The following is an 18,163-nucleotide window of genomic DNA, read 5'->3' on the forward strand; positions in this document are numbered from 1 at the left end:
GGAGCTGACAATTATGGCCATCAAACTCCTGATCGTCGACGACTCCGCCCTGGTGCGCAAGTTGCTGAGCGAAATGCTCAGCAAGGATGGCGACATCGAGATCGTCGGCACCGCCACCGATCCGTACGCGGCGCGCGAGAAGATCAAACAGCTGAATCCGGATGTCATCACGCTCGACGTGGAAATGCCCCGGATGGACGGCGTCACGTTCCTCGAGAACCTGATGCGCTTGCGACCGATGCCGGTGGTGATGGTGTCGTCACTGACCGCGCAGGGCGCCGATGTCACGTTGCGTGCGCTGGAACTGGGTGCAATCGATTTCGTCACCAAGCCGAAGGTCGACCTGGCCGGCAGCCTGGAGAAATACGCCGACGAGCTGATCGCGAAAGTCAAAGTTGCCTCCAAGGCACGCGTCAATGCACGTGTGTCGACGCCGAGACCGGCGGTGGCTGCGTCCTTGCACGCCGAACAGCGCCACAGCGCTGACGCGGTGCTGCCGGCGGGCGCTGGCAAACGTTTCCTGCGGACGACCGATCGAATCATTGCCATCGGGGCGTCGACCGGCGGTACCGAAGCCATTCGCGAAGTGCTCGAATCGTTGCCGCCAGACGCGCCGGCTGTGGTGATCTCTCAACACATTCCGGCGGCTTTCAGCAAACCGTTTGCCGAGCGCATGAATCGTTGCTCGCCGATGTCGGTGTGCGAGGCCAGCGACGGTCAATACATTCTCCCCGGTCACGTTTACATCGCGCCCGGCGATCAGCACTTGTTGATCGAGCGGGACGGTGCGCGCTATCGCTGCAAGCTGAGCAACGGCCCGCATGTGAATCGTCACCGGCCCAGCGTGGATGTGATGTTCCGCTCGGTCGCGCAGAACGTCGGCCCGAACGCCGTGGGCGTGATTCTCACGGGCATGGGCGACGACGGCGCTCGCGGCCTGAAAGAAATGCTGGAAGTCGGTGCGTCGACCATTGCCCAGGACGAGGCCACCAGTGTGGTCTGGGGCATGCCGGGCGCCGCGGTGAAAATGGGTGCAGCCCAGCACGTGTTGCCTTTGCATCGGATCGCCGGCGAGGTGCTGCAGCTGACGGCGGATCAACCGAGCGGGAAGCTGGCGCACGGTTAGTGAATCCGGACTGAAATATGTACAGCGGTGCTCAGAAATGCCAACGGCGCCGCAGATCGTGAGAAGCACGTCGCAGTAGAGTTTGTACAGATTCCGCCCGACTGCCATAACCGCGACCATGAGCACCCCACATAACGCCTACCAGGCTGCCCAACAAGCTCAGATGACCGCTGGCTCTGAACACGCCTCGGCGTTCGCGTTCGTGAGTGAGTTGGCCGCCGAGGTTTCCACCGGCAAGGTCGAGCTGCCGTCGTTCCCCGACGTCGCCGTGCGCGTGCGTAAGGTGCTGGCGGACGAGCACGTTTCCAACGAACAGATCGCTCGCGTGGTCGGCTCCGAAGCCGGTCTCGCGGCCCGCGTCTTCACGCTCGCCAATTCGGCGGCGTTGAATCGTAGCGGTCGCTCGGTCGCCGATTTGAAGACCGCGGTGAATCGCATCGGTCACAACAACGTGCGTACCGCGGCCGTGTCGTTCGCCATCGCGCAGCTGCGCAAGGCGAGCGAGCTGAAACATATCTCCAAGGAGCTGGAAGCTCTGTGGCAGGAAGCGACCACCGTGGCGGCGCTGGCCTATGCAGTCGCTTCGCGCACCAGCGTGAATGCCGACGAAGCCATGCTCGCCGGCCTGCTGCACAACGTGGGCAAGATCTACATCCTGGCGCGGGCTCACAAACATCCGTTCTTCAAGGAACCGGAGACGTTGCAACAGCTGCTGCGCGACTGGCATGCCAATATCGGCAAGGCGATTGTGGAGAACTGGGGCTTCCCCGAGCACATCGCCGAAGCCATCGGCGAGCACGAGAACATCGAGCGCATCAACGACGAGCGCGACGTGACCGACGTGCTGACCGTAGCGGTGATGATGGCCGGCTTCTTCGGTCACGAGACCGATCTCGAGCTCAACATGCAGGGCGTGAAATCGTTCTGGCGCCTGGGCCTCGACAACCAGAAGTGCGTGCACGTGATGCGCGATTGCGCCGATGAGATCAGCGCGCTGCGCACGGCGCTCGGCGACTAAACAGATATTGACTCGATCGCACGCCCGCCGGTTCGCAAGAGCCGGCGGGCGTTTTCATTTGCGCCGAAGCTGTGCCTGCCGCTCGGGGGAACTCGCAGCGCCCTCCCGGGCGCTCCCTGATTCGTATATTCCGATGTTCATTACCGGGCGCTTAAGGTCGATAGACCCGTTGGGAAATACTCATTGGTAGATTGGTATGAACTTCGGGTCTCTAAGTATTCGCACGCGTATCACCGGCACACTGCTGTTGCTCGCAGCGTCCATGCTGGTGGTCGGAATCCTGGGCTTGCACGGCATGGATGGCGTGGTCGACGATCTGGAGCAGATGTTCAGCCGACGGGTCGTCGGCGTGCAGCAGCTCGGCGAGCTGAAGGCCAGGGAGCTGGACCGCCAGGCGTTGATCTCGCTCACTGTGCTGGCCGACGATCCGGCCGCCGTCGCCAAGTTCCAGGGCCTCCGCAAGGACAACAAGGTCGAAGCTGAGCGCCTGCTGAAAGTCTTCGGCGAAAGCCAGATTACGCCTGAGGGCCAGGCGAAATTCGCCAAGGTGAAAGATGCGCACGACGGTCTGCAGCGCTCCATCGACGAGGTCGATTCGGCCCTGGCCAAGAACGACGACGATCTGGCCGCCAAGCTGATCGTCGAAAAGCTGGATCCGGCGTTCGACGTGCTGAACGACGCGCTCGAGGACGCCTCTGAGCATCAGTTCGGTCGCGCCCGCGAGGCGTTGGAATCCGCGCAGGGCGAATTTCGTTTCAGCCGCGGTATCACGATCGGTGCAATCGTCATCGCGCTGGCGCTGGCCGGCGTGTTCGCGCTGTTGCTGATCCGCTCAATCGTGAATGGTCTGAACACCGCGGTGAAGGTTGCCGAACAGATTGCTGACGGTCATCTCGGTCACAAGATCGACAGCAGCCGTCGCGACGAGCTCGGCGTGTTGCTCGCTGCGCTCAAGCGCATGGATGAAAAACTGCACGAGATCGTCGGCAGCGTGCGTAGCGCGTCCGATGCAGTCGGTGGCGCAGCTTCGCAGCTTTCGCGCGGTAATGACGATCTGTCGCAGCGTACGCAGGAACAGGCGTCGGCGCTGGAAGAGACCGCGTCGAGCATGGAAGAGATGACCGCGACGGTGAAACAAAACGCCGATAACGCGCGGCAGGCGAATCAGCTGGCCAGCGGTGCTCGCGGTCAGGCCGAGCGCGGCGGCGAAGTGGTGTCGCGTGCGGTCGGTGCGATGGCGGAGATCAACAACTCCAGCCGCAAGATCGCCGACATCATCAGTGTCATCGACGAGATCGCGTTCCAGACCAATCTGCTGGCGTTGAACGCGGCTGTCGAAGCGGCGCGTGCCGGCGAGCAGGGCCGGGGCTTCGCGGTGGTGGCGAGCGAAGTTCGCAGCCTCGCTCAGCGCAGCGCCACGGCCGCCAAGGAGATCAAAGATCTCATCGGCGATTCGGTGGAGAAGGTCCGCAGCGGCAGCGAGCTGGTCGACGAGTCCGGCAAGGTGCTCGGCGAGATCATGGACAGCGTCAAGAAGGTCAGCGATATCGTCGCCGAGATTGCCGCCGCCAGCGAAGAGCAGGCGCAGGGCATCGATCAGGTGAACAATGCTGTCACACAGATGGATGACACCACCCAGCAGAACGCGGCGCTGGTGGAAGAGGCGGCTTCGGCGGCCAAGTCCATGGAACAGCAGGCTCAGCAGCTGGTGACGGAGATTTCGTTCTTCCGCACGGCGGGCAATCACACGCCGATGACCGCCACGATCGCGTCGACCAAGCCGACCGCTTCGGTACGACCGATCGCGCGTCCGCCCGTCAAGCGTCCCGCCGCCAAGCCGGCGGCTCGCCCGGCGGCGGCGCCGATGCCGGTGGCCAAGGCCAGCGGCGACGACAGCGCCTGGCAGGAGTTCTGATTCAGAACGAAACAAGTGCGCAAAAATTGAATTCCCCCTCCCGTACACGGGAGGGGGTTAGGGGGTGGGTCTGCGTTTGTAGGCGAGCGGCCTGCCTCCGGGTACAACGGTCTGGTACAGGTGAACGGACTCACGTTCCCCTGGTTTTGAGGGATTGCCCTATCCGCGTATAAAGGGATTGGATGAGGAACGCCGTTGTGCGGTGAAACGTACTGATTGCGTTCGCTGGCGAGGGACGCCAGCGTGTGGCGATTTTCATTTCAACGATGGCCACAGATTTGGTCGCGGGGAACGGGACGTGGCAAAGGGCGGAAAAATACTGGTCGCGGAAGACGATGCGGAGGCACGCGAGCTGCTGATGCTGTCGCTGGCCGACGGCGATTACGACCTGTTGCAAGCTGCCGACGGGATCGAAGCTCTGCATTTATTGCGCACCGAGCATCCTGACCTGCTCATCACCGACATCGTCATGCCGCGCATGGACGGTTACGAACTGGTGCGCAAGCTGCGCCAGGACGAGAGCATGTCCGGCACGCCGGTGATTTTTTGTTCGGCCTCCTATCATGAACGTGAAGTGCGCGAGATGGCCCGGTCGCTGGGCGTTCGTAGCACGCTGTCGAAACCCTACGATCTGGAGATCGTGCGCGAGACCGTGAACGCAGCGCTGGCGACCAAGCCCGCCGGTGGAACGCAGCAGCCACCCGCGCTTTCCGTGAATGGCGGCGCGCAGGAACGGTTGAGTGCATTGGTGACATTCAGTCGTCGCGTGTTCGGGCAGACCGATCCTGCCGTGATTCTCGAATCTACCTGTGACGCCGCGCGCGACATCCTGCTCGCGCAAGTGGCCCAGCTCGTGATCGTGGGCGACAACGGCTCGCGTCAGGTGACCACGTCCAGCGGTCTGGCTGGCGAGGAAATGGAACGTTTGCTGGCCTCACACATGTATCGCGATCTGGTGCAGTCGCTGGAGAGCGGGGGCTCGGCGCTCTATCCGATGTCACCGGATGAATCGCTGCCCGCCGATGCAGTGAGTCAGCGCGGCGAATTTGTTTCCATGCTGGGCGTGCCGATCGCGTCCGTTACCAAATCCTATGGTTACCTGTGCGTGTTGAATCGGATCGGCTTGCCGGGATTCACCGAGGAGGATCTGGCGGTGGCGCGGGCGATTGCCGCTCAGGTGGCGGTGGCCTATGAGAACGCGCTTCAGCACCAGGCGCTGCAGGATGAAATCGACCGGCGCGCCGAGATGGAGAGTGAGATCCGGCGCTTGAATCAGGATCTGGAAAAGCGCGTCGCCGAGCGCACGGCCGAGTTGGAAATCGCCAATCGCGAGCTCGAGGCGTTTTCGTATTCGGTCGCGCATGATCTGCGTGCGCCGCTGCGGTTGATTCACGCGCACGTGCAAATGCTTCGCGAGCATAAAGGCCCGCCGGGGGCGCGCGAGCCGACCATTCATATGGAACAGATTCAGCGCGGCGCCAAGGAAATGAGCGCGCTGATCGACGGGCTGCTGGCATTGTCGCGAGTCAGTCATGTCGAGATGCGTCGCGAGCCGTGCAAGCTGGACAGCCTGGCCAAGCACGCGGTCGATCGCGCCAGCCAGGATGCGCAGGGCCGCGACATCGAGTGGCGCTTGAATCCCTTGCCCGCCGTGAGCTGCGATCCCGAGCTGATGCAACAGGTGTTCGCGAACCTGATCGGCAACTCAGTCAAATATTCCCGCCCGCGCGCCAAGACCGTCATCGAGATCGGCACCGGCGTGGTCAGCGAGGGCGACAACGGCACGACAGCCACGCCCGGCGAGCGATACATCTACGTCCGGGACAACGGCGTCGGCTTCGACATGCGTTATGCCCGGAAGCTGTTCGGTGTTTTTCAGCGCCTGCACCGGCAGGATGAATTTGAGGGGACCGGCATAGGGTTGGCTACTGTCAGCCGGATTGTCGAGCGGCACGGCGGCACGATCTGGGCTGAGGCCAGCCCGGGGCGGGGGGCGGAGTTTCGATTTACTCTGCGCGGGATGGATTGAAGGCTTTTTTGGCTTTGCCGGCCAGAAGACCCACCCCCTAACCCCCTCCCGTGCCCGGGAGGGGGAACTCAAATTTTTAAAAAAGTTTTTCTCCCGGAGATAACGCTCGCGGAAAATCCCGGCGGCACTGGGATCAGCGAAATTGCGCTCGGGAATGACCCGGCCGCAGTCGCTCAGGGAAATTGCGCTCGGGGAAGATCCGGAGCAGTCGCTCAGGGAAGCGCACTCGGGAATGACCCGGCCGCACCGGGGCAGGGATCGCGCGCGGGCGCGGATGCTGGCGGCATCGAGTCGGGGCCCTCCGCAGGAGAAAAATAGAACTCTAATTCCCCCTCCCGGGCACGGGAGGGGGTTAGGGGGTGGGTCTTCGGGTCGGCGGGAGCCAGCAGGGCTCTGGTATCCTTCGCGCCTTTAAACCGACCCGGGGCCTGTCAAGGCCCGCCCTACAACGATGCAGTCCGAATACAAACCTTCCGCCGTGGAGGCCGAGGCGCAAGCCTTTTGGGCCGATCGCCAGGCCTTCGCCGTCAAGGAAGATCCGAGCCGCCCGAGCTATTACTGCCTGTGCATGTTCCCGTACCCCAGCGGTCGGCTGCACATGGGGCACGTGCGCAACTACACCATCGGCGACGTGATCACCCGGTTCCTGCGCATGCAGGGCTACAACGTGCTGCAGCCCATGGGGTGGGACGCCTTCGGTCTGCCGGCCGAGAACGCCGCCATGAAAAATGGCGTGCCGCCGGCGAAATGGACCTACGAGAACATCGCCTACATGAAGCGCCAGCTGCAGTCGCTGGGCTTTGCGATGGACTGGGACCGGGAGCTGGCGACCTGCCAGCCCGAGTACTACCGCTGGAACCAGTGGCTGTTCCTGAAGATGCTGGAAAAGGGCATCGCCTATCGCAAGACCGGCGTCGTGAACTGGGATCCCATCGATCAGACCGTGCTCGCCAACGAGCAGGTGATCGACGGCCGCGGCTGGCGCACCGGCGCGCTGGTCGAGAAGCGCGAGATCCCGATGTACTACCTGCGCATCACCGACTACGCGCCCGACCTGCTCGAAGCGCTGAACGACATGCCGGGCTGGCCCGAGCGCGTGCGCGCCATGCAGGCGAACTGGATCGGTCGCAGCGAAGGCGTGCGGCTGAGCTTCCCGTATGAATTGCAGGGCGAGCAACGTTTGCTGAGCGTGTTCACCACGCGCGCCGACACCATCATGGGTGTGACCTTCGTTGCCGTCGCCGCCGAGCATCCGCTCGCGACGTACGCCGCGCAGTCGAATCCCCAGCTCGCCGCATTCATCGAAGAATGCAAACTCGGCACGGAGCAGGAAGCCGAGATCGCGCAGATGGAAAAGAAGGGCATGCCGACCGGCCTGTTCGTGAAGCATCCGCTCTCAGGCGAACAGGTGCCGGTGTGGGTGGGCAACTATGTGCTCATGACTTACGGCGAAGGCGCCGTGATGGGCGTGCCCGCGCACGACGAGCGCGACTTCGCGTTCTCGTTGAAGTACGGCCTGCCGATCAAACAAGTGATCGAGGTCGCGGGCGCGGAGCCGGCGTTCACCGATAAGGAATGGCACGCGTGGTACGGCGAGTACGGCACGCTGATCCACTCCGGCAAGTACGACGGACTCGACTATCAAAAGGCCATCGATGCCATCGCCGCCGATCTCAGCGCCAAGGGCTACGGCGAGAAGCACGTGCAATGGCGTCTGCGCGATTGGGGTATCTCACGTCAGCGCTACTGGGGCTGCCCGATTCCGCTGATTCATTGCCCGAAGTGCGATGTCGTGCCGGTGCCGGAACAGGATCTGCCGGTGGTATTGCCTGAAGGCCTGGTGCCCGATGGCAGCGGCAATCCGCTCAACAAGACGCCGTCGTTCCTCGATTGCAAATGTCCCAAGTGCGGCGGCCCGGCCCGGCGCGAGACGGACACGATGGATACGTTCGTCGATTCGTCGTGGTACTTCCTGCGCTTCGCCTCGGCGAAGAACGATAAAGCGATGGTCGATGAGCGCGCCAACTACTGGTCGCCGGTCAATCAATACATCGGCGGCATCGAGCACGCGATTCTGCACTTGTTGTATGCGCGTTTCTGGACGCGCGTGATGCATGACATGGGTCTGGTGAAAATCCAGGAGCCGTTCCAGAACCTGCTCACGCAGGGCATGGTGCTCAACGATATATATTCGCGTCGCACCGGTGAAGGCGCGATCGAATATTTCAATCCAGTCGATGTGAGCGTGCAGGTCGATGCGAAGGGTGCGCGCATCGGTGCCACCTTGAACTCGGACGGCAAGCCGGTCCAGTGGGAAGGCATGCGCACCATGTCGAAGTCCAAGAACAACGGCGTCGATCCGACCCAGCTGGTCCAGCAGTACGGCGCGGACAGCGTGCGCTTGTTCATGATGTTCAAGGCGCCGCCGGAAGATACGTTGGAATGGTCGGACGACGGCGTCGAAGGCGCGTCGCGTTTCATGCGTCGCTTGTGGCGCATGGTGCACGAGCATGTCACCGCCGGCTTGGTGAGCGGCAAAGTCTCTGGCGAGCTGACCGATGAGCAACGTAACGTGCGCCGTGCCGCTCACACCACGTTGCAAAAAGTCACGGGCGATATCGGTCGTCGCCGCGTGTTCAACACCGCCATCGCCGCGGTGATGGAATTCATGAACACGCTGTCGAAGTTCGAAGATCAGTCGCCGCAAGGTCGCGCAGTGCGCCAGGAAGCGCTCGAGTTCGTCGTGCAGATGTTGTCTCCCATCGTGCCGCATGCGGGGCATGTGCTGTGGCAGGCGCTGGGCCACACGGATCCGCTGATCGATCATCCCTGGCCGCAGCCCGATCCAGCCGCGCTGGTTCGCGACAGCATCGATGTCGTCATACAAGTAAACGGCAAATTGCGCAGCCAGATCACGGTCGAAGCGAGTGCCACCGAGCAGCACATTCGCGAGGCGGCGCTGGCGGACGCCACTGTGCAGAAGTGGATCGAAGGCAAGCCGGTCCGCAAAGTGATCGTGGTGAAAGGCAAGCTGGTGAACGTGGTCGTCTGACCAACGGGAGACTTGCGGGGACTTGCGGCGCCGGCGTAGCCTCGATGACATACATCGGGGGGATCGCATATGTCAGCTGCAGAACGCGCCGTCGCCGACGTCCGCGCGCAAGTGTCGGCCGAGGAATGGGCGACTCGTGTGGATCTGGCCGCCTGTTATCGTCTCGTCGCCCATTTCGGCTGGGACGATCTGGTCTTCACGCACATCTCGGCGCGCGTGCCGGGCACGCATGATTTCCTCATCAATCCGTATGGCTTGATGTTCGAGGAAGTCACCGCCTCCAACCTGGTGCGCGTCGATTTGTCTGGCAATAGAACATTGCCGAGCCCGTACGAGATCAATCCCGCCGGCTACACCATTCACAGCGCCATTCACCAGGTGCGTGACGACGCCGGTTGTGTATTACATCTCCACACGATGGCGGGCATCGCGGTCTCGGCACAGAAGGACGGGCTGCTGCCGATCTCACAACAGGCGACGCTGATTTTGCTCAGCCTGTCGTATCACGATTACGAAGGCATCGCGCTCAACCCGGAAGAGAAGGGACGTCTGCAGGCGCATCTGGGCAATACGCGCCACATGATCCTGCGCAATCACGGACTGCTGACGGTCGGCCGCACTGTCTCCGACGCTTTCATGATGATGTTCAGCCTGCAGCGGGCTTGTGAGATTCAAATCATGGCGCAAGCCGCCGGCGGTAATTCGCAGCTCATAGGAATTCCCGAGAGTGTGCTCGCCACCGTGCCCGAGTACATGAAACAGGTGACTCGCGGCGCCGGCACTGGGCTCGTGTGGCCGGCATTGTTGCGGAAAATGGACCGCGTCGACCCCAGCTATAAGGAGTAAACGTACAAACCGTGGTTGCCACCCGCACTCGTGAAATGATAAAGCAACGCGCGTAGTGCAAATTTTGTACGGTCTCGAGAGATACGCGGATGAAAGCGGGTGTCATGGCAACGCGGCTGTCAGTACTGCAGCGAGCGTTGCCGTCACGCATCCTGGTGGTCGATGACGACGAGCAGGATCGCGAGTTGATCATGCGGCGGCTGAGCGCCGCCGGTTTCGAAGTCGAGCATGCCTCGAACGGACAGGAGGCGCTGGATGTGCTCGATCGTCAGTGGTACCCGCTGGTGGTCACCGACTGGCACATGCCGGTGATGGATGGCCTGGCGCTGACGCAGACACTGCGGGCGCGCGGTACCGAAGATACTTACATAATCATGCTGACCATGCGTGACGCGAGCACTGACTTCGAGCAGGGCTACGTCGCGGGCGTCGACGACTATCTCACCAAGAAAGTTTCCGATCCCGAATTGTTCGCTCGCATCTACGCCGCGTTCAACACGCTGGCGTTGCGTCGTTCGCTGCGGGAGGCGCAGGAAGCGGTAATGGAGCAGTCGGTGAGCATCGATGTCGAGTCCGGCGCGTTCTCACATAGCGAACTGCACACCCGCCTGCTGTCCGAGATCCGTCGCGGCCAGCGCTATGGCCGGCAGTTGGGCGTGCTGACGTTGGGTGTCCGGGTCGAAGGCGCACCCGCCGACGACAGCGTGCCCGATGCAACGACGTTGAAGTGCGTGGTCCAGGCGATCGATGCCTCGGTTCGTGCGCACGTGGACTGGATTGCTCGCATGGAATCGCCGGTGGGCGCGGTGTTCGCGGTCGTGTTGCCCGAGGCCGGCATCACAGAGGCGCCGCTCATCAAGGAACGCATGATGGTCGGGTTGACCCGCTATGCCGCCAGTGTGTCGGTGCCGCTGGCCTTCAGCTATGGCGTGGCGGCGCTGGAGCGCGATGGCAACGACAGCGCGCCGGTCGAAGCGAACGAAATGCTCAACGTGGCCGAGCATTGTCGGGGCTGCCCGGGCCATTCAGGCAACGAGCAGCTGGCCGCCGTTCAGCGCAGTGTGGCCACGCATGCCGGCATCGTCTGCCGCCACGGTTACGTGGTGGACAGCCAATGCGTGCTCAAAAGTCCGGCGGCAATGCGAGCGAGCCAGTCGTTTACCGCGGCCCGCTGACCTCGCAGATTGACCCAGAAGCCAGGGCCCGCGAACATGTCGGCCCTGTTTCGCTCCCGCGAGAGTGCCTGTGACGCCTTCTGCCTCCGCCCGTCGCCTTTGCTGGTTGCTGGTTTCGCTCTGCCTGACCTCGGTGTTGGCAGGGTGCGGCTGGCGCCTGCAGGGCACGACCAAGCTGTCGCCGGTCATGGCGACCACCTATGTCGATACCAAGGATCGCTACACCGATTTCAATCGGGCGTTGCGTGAGAGCTTGCAGGCCTCGGGCGCGCGGCTGACCAACAACGAGAAAGAAGCGACCGCCGTCGTCAAGATCATCAAGGACGTGAGCGGGCAGCGCGTGCTCACCGTGTCCGGCCGTAACACGCCGGAGGAATACGAGGTGTTCTACTCCATCGAGTACTCGGTCAACGGTCGCACCGAGGAGCTGATTGCGCCGGAGAAGCTCGAGCTGACCCGCGATTACAGCTACGACGAAACCGCCGTGCTCGCGAAGCAGAAGGAACAATCGATTCTGCGTGAGGCGCTGGCTCGGGACCTGGCGGGACAGGTCGTGAGACGTCTGGCCGCGCTCTGATGGTGGATGTGTTGAAGGTTACCGACGTCGGGGGCGATGTCGTGACCGGGCTCCTGCATCGGTACGGCATGGAATGCGTGGCCCTCGGCGTCGATGAAACCATTCCCGGCTCTTATTGGGGCGACAGCGAAGCCGGGCTGATCGGCGCGAAGATTTATTGGCGCCCCGATACGCCGCTGCATTCGCTGCTGCACGAAGCCGGTCATTTCATCTGCATGGACGACTCGCGTCGCGAGCAGCTAGAGAAGGACGCGGGCGGCGATTACGACGAAGAGAACGGCGTTTGTTATTTGCAGATCGTGCTGGCCGGTGAGCTGCCGGGCGTCGGTCGCGAGCGCATGTTTCATGACATGGACGCGTGGGGCTACACCTTTCGTCTCGGCTCCGCCCGCGCCTGGTTCGAGCAGGACGCTGACGATGCGCGGGCCTGGCTGGTCGACCGCGGCGTCATTGACAATGACGCGCGGCCAACCTGGCGCAGAAGAACTACCTGAACTTATCCGTCGCCTCGATGAGGCGATGCGTGTTACCGGCCTCGAACGCCGAGTGACCCGCGTCCGGTGCGATATTGAACTCCGCTTCCGGCCACGCCTGATGCAGCTTCCATGCGGTTTGCATCGGGCACACCACGTCGTATCGACCCTGCACGATCACGGCTGGGATGTGACGAATGCGCTCCACGTTCTTGATCAGCTGATCCTCGGTTTCCAGGAAGCCGCGGTTCACGAAGTAGTGACATTCGATGCGCGCCACGGCCACCGCGAATTCCTCTTCGTTCCACTTGTGCAGGTTTTCTTCGTTGATGTGCAGGTAGCTGGTCGCGGCTTCCCAGATCGACCAGGCACGGGCTGCTTTCACCCGCGTCTCGCGATCGTCGCTGGTCAGGCGCTTGTAGAATGCCTTGATCATGTCGCCGCGCTCGGCGGGCGGAATCGCGGCGACGTAGTTCGGCCAGTGATCGGGGAACAGCGCGCTGGCGCCGCCCTCGTAATAGAACCAGCGCAACTCGAACTGGGTCAGCGTGAAGATGCCGCGCAGGACGATCTCGCTGACGCGCTCGGGATGGGTCTGCGAATACGCCAATCCCAGCGTCGAGCCCCAGGAGCCGCCGAACACCAGCCATTTGTCGATGCTGAGATGCTTCCGTAGCTTCTCCATGTCCTCGACCAGGTGCCAGGTGGTGTTGTCCTCGAGGCTGGCGTGCGGCTTGCTCCGGCCGCAGCCGCGTTGATCGAACAGGATGATGCGATAGGCGTCGGGGTCGAAGAAGCTGCGGGCGCGATTGTCACAACCGGCGCCCGGGCCGCCATGCACGAACACGGCGGGCTTGCCCTTGGGGTTGCCGCATTCCTCGTAATAGATCTCGTGAGTATCCGACACGCGCAACATGCCGGACTTATAGGGCTTGATGGCTGGATACAAAGTGCGCAGTCCGCCGCCGCTCTTCGCCTTGGCCGGGCGCTTGCGCTTGGCGAGCACCGCATGCCGGGCATGATTGCGTTGTTTGCTGGCGGGGGCGGGGCGGGCCGTGCGACGGGTCGTTTTACGCTTCTTCGTAGCCATTCAAGCTTCCTTTTAATAACTCGGGATCGGGCATCCTGCCGCGACCCTCGTGCGCCCGACAAAAGGCGCGACTTTTGCCGGTCGCTCGCCGCCCAAGGCGGCGGGGTACATCCATGTACCCTAACTTTTTGGATAACGAATTCTCGGCTCTCGCGAGCAGATAGGGAAGCGCCGCACGTGCGACAATGGGGCATGCCGTCCGCGACCCACACCCGCTCCATGCTTTTGTTGTTGCTCACCATGACGGTGTGGGGCAGTACTTTCATGGTGACCAAGGAGCTGATCGCGGTGTGGCCGCCGTTCACGGTGGCTTTCGTGCGCGTGATCGTGGGTACCCTGGTATTGCTGCCGTTTGCGTTGTCCCGCAAGACCCCTGGGGTCCGGTTGCCGTGGCCGACCATCTGGTTGATGGGCTTTATCGGCGTGGCGCTGTACTACCTCGTATTCAATCTGGCGATGGTGTCCGTATCGGCATCGCAGGGGGCGCTGGTTCAGGCGTCCATTCCCGCCATGACCGCGCTGGTCGCCGTGCTATGGCTGCGTGAGCGGGCATCGCCGCTGCGCTGGCTGGGCATCGCGTTGTCGGTCGGCGGTGTACTGATCGTGTTTTCGGGCAGCGGCTCGGACGGCGGCGAGTCGAGTTTGTTCGGCAGTCTGCTGATGTTTGTTTCGGTGGTGTGTTGGGGGTTGTATACCGCGCTCGCCAAACGCGCGGCCGGCTTCGACTCGCTGGTGATCACCGTAGCCGTGACTGGCACGGGTTCGGTGCTGTTGTTGCCGTTAGCAGGCTACGAAATCGTTACCGCGAATCTCGCAGGCAACGGGTTGCCGCCATTGCCGCCGATCGGATGGGTGGAGCTGCTGTATTTGGGCGGGATCGCGTCAGGTGTGGCGTACTTGCTGTACAACGCGTCGCTCCGCCACCTCGATGCGAGCGAAGTCGGCGTCTACACCAACCTGATCCCCATCGTCGGCGTTCTCACCGGCGTGATCGTGCTGGGCGAGCCTTTGTCGGCCCGCGCCATCGTCGGCGGACTGGTCGTGATGTTCGGTGTGTGGATCACCAGCCGATCGGAGCGGCCGGTGGCGGTAACGGCCTAAGCCTTCGCGACCCACATCTCCATATCGAGCGGCTGCGCGAGCGACTTCACCAGGTCCTGCGCGTAGATCGGCAGATCCCGCAGGCTGCGCACGCAGATCATCAGATTACGCGGCGCCCAATCGTCGCTCAGCTCGATCACATGCAATTTCATCGTGCGCAGGGCGCGGGCGGCGGTGGTCTCCGGCACGACGCCGATACCGACGTTGCCTTCGACCATGCGACACACAGCATCGAAGCTGCGTAGCTGCACGCGCAGTTTGAGCCGCCGACCGATGCGCTCGGCCTTCTCGGAAAGAAACCGTTGCAGCGAGCTGGATCGATCGAGACCGACGAAGTCGCTGTCGAGCGCTTCGGCGAACGCGATCCGCTTCTTATCGGCGAGCGGATGCGTCGGCGCAGTCACTAGAACAAACCTGTCGACGCGGAACGGAAAGACTTCCAGGCCCGTGACGTCTTCGGTGCCGGCGACGATGCCGATATCGGCCTTGCCGTCCGCGATGGCGGCGACGATTTCATCGCTCAAGCGCTCTTCCAGGTCGATGTTCACCTGGGGATGCGATGTCAGGAAATTACTGAGCGGCTCGGGCAGGAATTCGGTCAGCGCATTGGTATTGGAGAGCAGCCGCACGTGACCTTTGAGCCCGTCGGCGTACTCGCCCAGCTCGGCTCGCATGCGCTCCGCCTGTTGCAACATCTGGCGCGCGTGGTGAACCAGAGTGCGACCCGCGGGCGTCGGATGAACGCCCTGGCGCTCGCGGTTCAGCAGCGGCGTGCCCAGCTCGATTTCCATGTTCCGGATGCGAGTGCTGGCGGCGGCGACGGCGAGGTGCATGCGCTCCGCGCCGGCGGTGATGCTGCCGGCTTCGACGACGTGCAGGAACAGCTTGAGATCGGTCAAATCGAAACGCATCGGCGCAGTTTATACGCTATCGAGGTACCAGTCGTGGTCTGTCGGGGGCACCAGCGCGTTGTACTTGTCCCATTCCTGGGTCTTGATCGCGAGATAAGCGCGCAGGAATTCCTCGCCCAGTGCTTCGTGCAGGAATAGCGAGTCGTCGGCGGCCTTGATCGCGCCCAACCAATCGCGAGGTAGCGAGGCGGCGATGCCGCTTTCGTAGCCGTTGCCTGTGATCGGCGGACCAGGATCGAGCTTTGCCGTGATGCCGGCATGCACGCCAGCAAGCACGGTCGCCGCGACCAGGTAAGGATTCGCGTCGGCACCGCTGACCCGATGCTCGATGTGTCGGCTCGACGGAGGGCCGGCCGGCACGCGCAAACTGACGGAGCGATTGTTGATGCCCCAAGTCGGCGCCATCGGCGCGTAGCTCTGATGACGGAAGCGTCGATACGAGTTCGCGTTGGGCGCGAAGATCAGCATGCTCTCGGCCATGGTCTTTTGCAGTCCGCCAATCGCATGTCGTAGCAACGGCGCGCCGGCGGGGTCGTCAGCGGCGAAGGCATTGGTGCCGCTCGCATCCTGAACGCTGACGTGCATGTGCATTCCACTGCCGGCCTGATCTGCGAAAGGTTTTGGCATGAAGCAGGCGGTCAGCCCATGTTTCAGCGCGGTCGCGCGGATCAATCGCTTGAACAGAATGGCATCGTCGATGGCGCGTAACGCGTCGTCTCGATGAAGCAGAGTGATCTCATATTGCCCCGGCGCATACTCAGACATAAGCGTTCGCAGCGGCAGTCCTTGCGCGCGGGCGCCCGCGTAGATGTCATCGAAGAGGGGCGCCATGTCCTGCAGCTTGCCGAGACCATACGAGTCGAGTCGTTGCGGCGAGCGTTGTGATAACAGCCCCGGTGCGGGCACGAGCTTTCCTTGCGCGTCTCTCGCAACGAGATAAAACTCGATCTCGGCGGCGACGACTGCGCGCAGGCCCAGTTGCTGTAACCGTTGTGCCGAGCGGGCCAATGCATGTCTTGGATCGGCAGTGCAAGGCTGACCATCGGCGTCGAACATCGTCATCAGCACTTGCGCGCCAGGGCGCGACATCCAGTTCGCTCGCACCAGTGTGCCCGGCACGGGGCGACAGATACGATCGGCATCGCCCACCGACCAGACGAGCCCGGTCGCCTCCACATCTTCACCCGTGACATCGAGGCCGAGAATCGAGCCCGCCACGCAGCGGCCGTCGTTGTAAAGCGAGAGCAATTCTTCGCGCGCGATCAGCTTGCCTCTCGGCACACCGCCCGGATCGGTGATCAGCAGCTCGATGGCTTCGACGTCGGGATGCGCGTCGAGAAAGGCCTTGGCTTCGTTCATGACAACTCGTGCAGGAATTCATCGAAGCGGTCGAGCAGCGCTTGCACCTGATCGGCGGCGGTCGCGGGGCTCACCAGCATCATGTTGTGGAACGGCGTGACCAGCACGCCCCGATTCAGCAGGTAAAGATGTAACAGACGTTCGAGCGTCGGCGACGCGGCTGCCAGGGACTCGCGTGCCGTTCGCGCTGGAGTCGGCGTGAAGACCAACTCGCTGCGCGCACCGACGCTCGTGACATGCCAGGGCAGGGCGCCCTCGTCGATGCGCTTTCTCAATCCGTCCGCCAGCGTGGTGGAGAGCGCGAGCATGTGTGCGTAGGCGTCGTCCGTCATCACATCTTGCAAACAGGCGACGAGCGCGGCGGTCGCGAGCGCATTCGCGGCCAACGTCGTGCCCATGCCCGAGTGGCCCGAGGGTTTCGTTTCGAGCAGATGTTCCATCTGTCTCGCGAGCTCGGCGGTGAAGCCGTAGACCGCGGTCGGCATGCCGCCGGCAATGGCTTTGCCGGCAATCAAGAAGTCAGGGTCGAGTCCGAGTCGATGTGCGTGTCCGCGCGGGCCGCTGCTGAGCGTGTGAGTCTCATCGATGGCGAGCAAAGTCCGATAGCGAGTGCAGAGCTTGCGAGCCTCCGCCCAGAAGTCTTCGTGTGGCAACACCATGCCGGCATTCGTCATGACGGGCTCGGCGAGCAAACAGGCGACCTGGCCATCGGCGAGCGCCACCTCGAGTGCGGCGAGATCGTTGAACTCGACCACGCGCGCATGGGACGCGAAGTCGGCGACTTGACCGATCTGCCCGGGCCGCGTGACCGCTTTGCCGCGATCGAGTCGCACGAGCGTGTCTTCGAGCGAGCCGTGATAGCAGCCGTCGAACACCAGAATCTGTTTGCGACCTGTCAGCGCACGAGCCCAACGCAGTACCGCGCGATTCGCATCCGTCGCTGTTTGAGTGATTTGCCAGTAAGGCAGGTCGAAGCGCTCAGCCAATAGCTCACCGGCACGTGCGGTGTGGTCTGTAGGCAGCATGCAGGTCAATCCGTGCGTCGCTTGATGTTTCAACGCATTCGCGACTGCGGGTGGCGAGTGACCGAACATCGCTCCGGTGTCGCCCAGGCAGAAGTCGGAATACGTGCGTCCGTCGACATCGGTGAGCGTGGATCCGGTGGCTTCGCGCAGGATCAATGGCGCCGGCAACTGCCAGTCCGTCATCCAATGCATCGGCACGCCATTCAACCAATGCTGTCGCAAGGCCTTGTCGCGACGGAGAGTTTCAGGATGCTCGGCGATGAAACGGCGTTGCTCGCGCTCCAATAGAGCTGCGCTGGACGCACTAAAACGAGACAAAGTGATTCCCCTTCAAGGTCATGCACCAGGGCCTGTGAACACTCATTGGATGGGCTGCGTTGCGCCTCCAATCGCCTGCAGCAAGGCGCAAAGCGCAGCCCATATGTCGATATGGGCAAGCTTTGTAACGCAGCTGCTGGCGATTCGA

Annotated in this window: 14 protein-coding genes; 10 read left to right on the forward strand and 4 right to left on the reverse strand. The window is 62.7% G+C overall.

Annotated elements, in window-relative coordinates; all coding sequences use genetic code 11:
* Window positions 1–13 precede the first annotated feature (13 nt).
* From ACFPN2_RS04285 to ACFPN2_RS04325, 9 genes are all read left to right on the forward strand, one after another.
* Entirely contained in the window at window positions 14–1,126 is a 1,113-nt protein-coding gene (locus tag ACFPN2_RS04285) for a protein-glutamate methylesterase/protein-glutamine glutaminase (protein WP_380595371.1), read from the forward strand.
* A 163-nt stretch (window positions 1,127–1,289) separates the two neighbouring features.
* Window positions 1,290–2,144: an HDOD domain-containing protein gene (locus ACFPN2_RS04290; protein ID WP_380595373.1), complete on the forward strand. Its 855-nt coding sequence runs from the start codon at window positions 1,290–1,292 to the stop codon at window positions 2,142–2,144.
* Window positions 2,145–2,340: 196 nt separating this feature from the next.
* Window positions 2,341–4,059, forward strand: a complete 1,719-nt coding sequence (locus ACFPN2_RS04295; protein ID WP_380595375.1) for a methyl-accepting chemotaxis protein — start codon at window positions 2,341–2,343, stop codon at window positions 4,057–4,059.
* Window positions 4,060–4,357: 298 nt separating this feature from the next.
* A complete protein-coding gene (locus tag ACFPN2_RS04300) occupies window positions 4,358–6,088 on the forward strand; it encodes an ATP-binding protein (RefSeq protein WP_380595377.1) in 1,731 nt (576 codons plus the stop codon).
* Between the two features lie 451 nt (window positions 6,089–6,539).
* Window positions 6,540–9,140 carry a leucine--tRNA ligase gene (leuS, locus tag ACFPN2_RS04305; protein WP_380595379.1) on the forward strand — a complete coding sequence of 867 codons (2,601 nt, stop codon included), beginning with the start codon at window positions 6,540–6,542 and terminating at the stop codon, window positions 9,138–9,140.
* Window positions 9,141–9,209: 69 nt separating this feature from the next.
* Window positions 9,210–9,986 carry a class II aldolase/adducin family protein gene (locus ACFPN2_RS04310; protein WP_380595381.1) on the forward strand — a complete coding sequence of 259 codons (777 nt, stop codon included), beginning with the start codon at window positions 9,210–9,212 and terminating at the stop codon, window positions 9,984–9,986.
* Window positions 9,987–10,075: 89 nt separating this feature from the next.
* Complete coding sequence (locus ACFPN2_RS04315; RefSeq protein ID WP_380595383.1) at window positions 10,076–11,161, forward strand: response regulator; 1,086 nt, start codon at window positions 10,076–10,078, stop codon at window positions 11,159–11,161.
* A 70-nt stretch (window positions 11,162–11,231) separates the two neighbouring features.
* Entirely contained in the window at window positions 11,232–11,738 is a 507-nt protein-coding gene (locus ACFPN2_RS04320) for an LPS-assembly lipoprotein LptE (RefSeq protein WP_380595385.1), read from the forward strand.
* Complete coding sequence (locus ACFPN2_RS04325) at window positions 11,738–12,232, forward strand: hypothetical protein (RefSeq protein ID WP_380595387.1); 495 nt, start codon at window positions 11,738–11,740, stop codon at window positions 12,230–12,232. The genes ACFPN2_RS04320 and ACFPN2_RS04325 overlap by 1 nt, the downstream gene beginning before the upstream one ends.
* On the opposite strand, the gene pip is transcribed toward ACFPN2_RS04325, so the two are convergent.
* On the reverse strand, window positions 12,225–13,127 hold the full coding sequence (pip, locus tag ACFPN2_RS04330; RefSeq protein ID WP_380595607.1) for a prolyl aminopeptidase: 903 nt from the start codon (window positions 13,125–13,127) through the stop codon (window positions 12,225–12,227). The genes ACFPN2_RS04325 and pip overlap by 8 nt on opposite strands.
* Before the next feature lie 366 nt (window positions 13,128–13,493).
* On the opposite strand from pip, the gene ACFPN2_RS04335 reads away from it, so the two are divergent.
* Complete coding sequence (locus ACFPN2_RS04335) at window positions 13,494–14,402, forward strand: DMT family transporter (RefSeq protein ID WP_380595389.1); 909 nt, start codon at window positions 13,494–13,496, stop codon at window positions 14,400–14,402.
* Here ACFPN2_RS04335 and ACFPN2_RS04340 read toward each other — a convergent pair.
* From ACFPN2_RS04340 to ACFPN2_RS04350, 3 genes are read right to left on the reverse strand one after another with little or no spacing between them, the layout of a single operon-like run.
* Window positions 14,399–15,313: a LysR family transcriptional regulator gene (locus ACFPN2_RS04340; protein ID WP_380595391.1), complete on the reverse strand. Its 915-nt coding sequence runs from the start codon at window positions 15,311–15,313 to the stop codon at window positions 14,399–14,401. The two genes, ACFPN2_RS04335 and ACFPN2_RS04340, sit on opposite strands and share 4 nt — an antisense overlap.
* Before the next feature lie 9 nt (window positions 15,314–15,322).
* Window positions 15,323–16,672, reverse strand: coding sequence for a glutamine synthetase family protein (locus ACFPN2_RS04345; RefSeq protein WP_380595393.1), 1,350 nt, complete (start codon window positions 16,670–16,672; stop codon window positions 15,323–15,325).
* Window positions 16,669–18,015 carry a transaminase gene (locus ACFPN2_RS04350; protein WP_380595395.1) on the reverse strand — a complete coding sequence of 449 codons (1,347 nt, stop codon included), beginning with the start codon at window positions 18,013–18,015 and terminating at the stop codon, window positions 16,669–16,671. Before ACFPN2_RS04350 ends, ACFPN2_RS04345 begins: the two co-directional genes overlap by 4 nt.
* Window positions 18,016–18,163 lie beyond the last annotated feature (148 nt).

The sequence above is a fragment of the Steroidobacter flavus genome (assembly GCF_042651805.1).
Taxonomy (GTDB): domain Bacteria; phylum Pseudomonadota; class Gammaproteobacteria; order Steroidobacterales; family Steroidobacteraceae; genus Steroidobacter; species Steroidobacter flavus.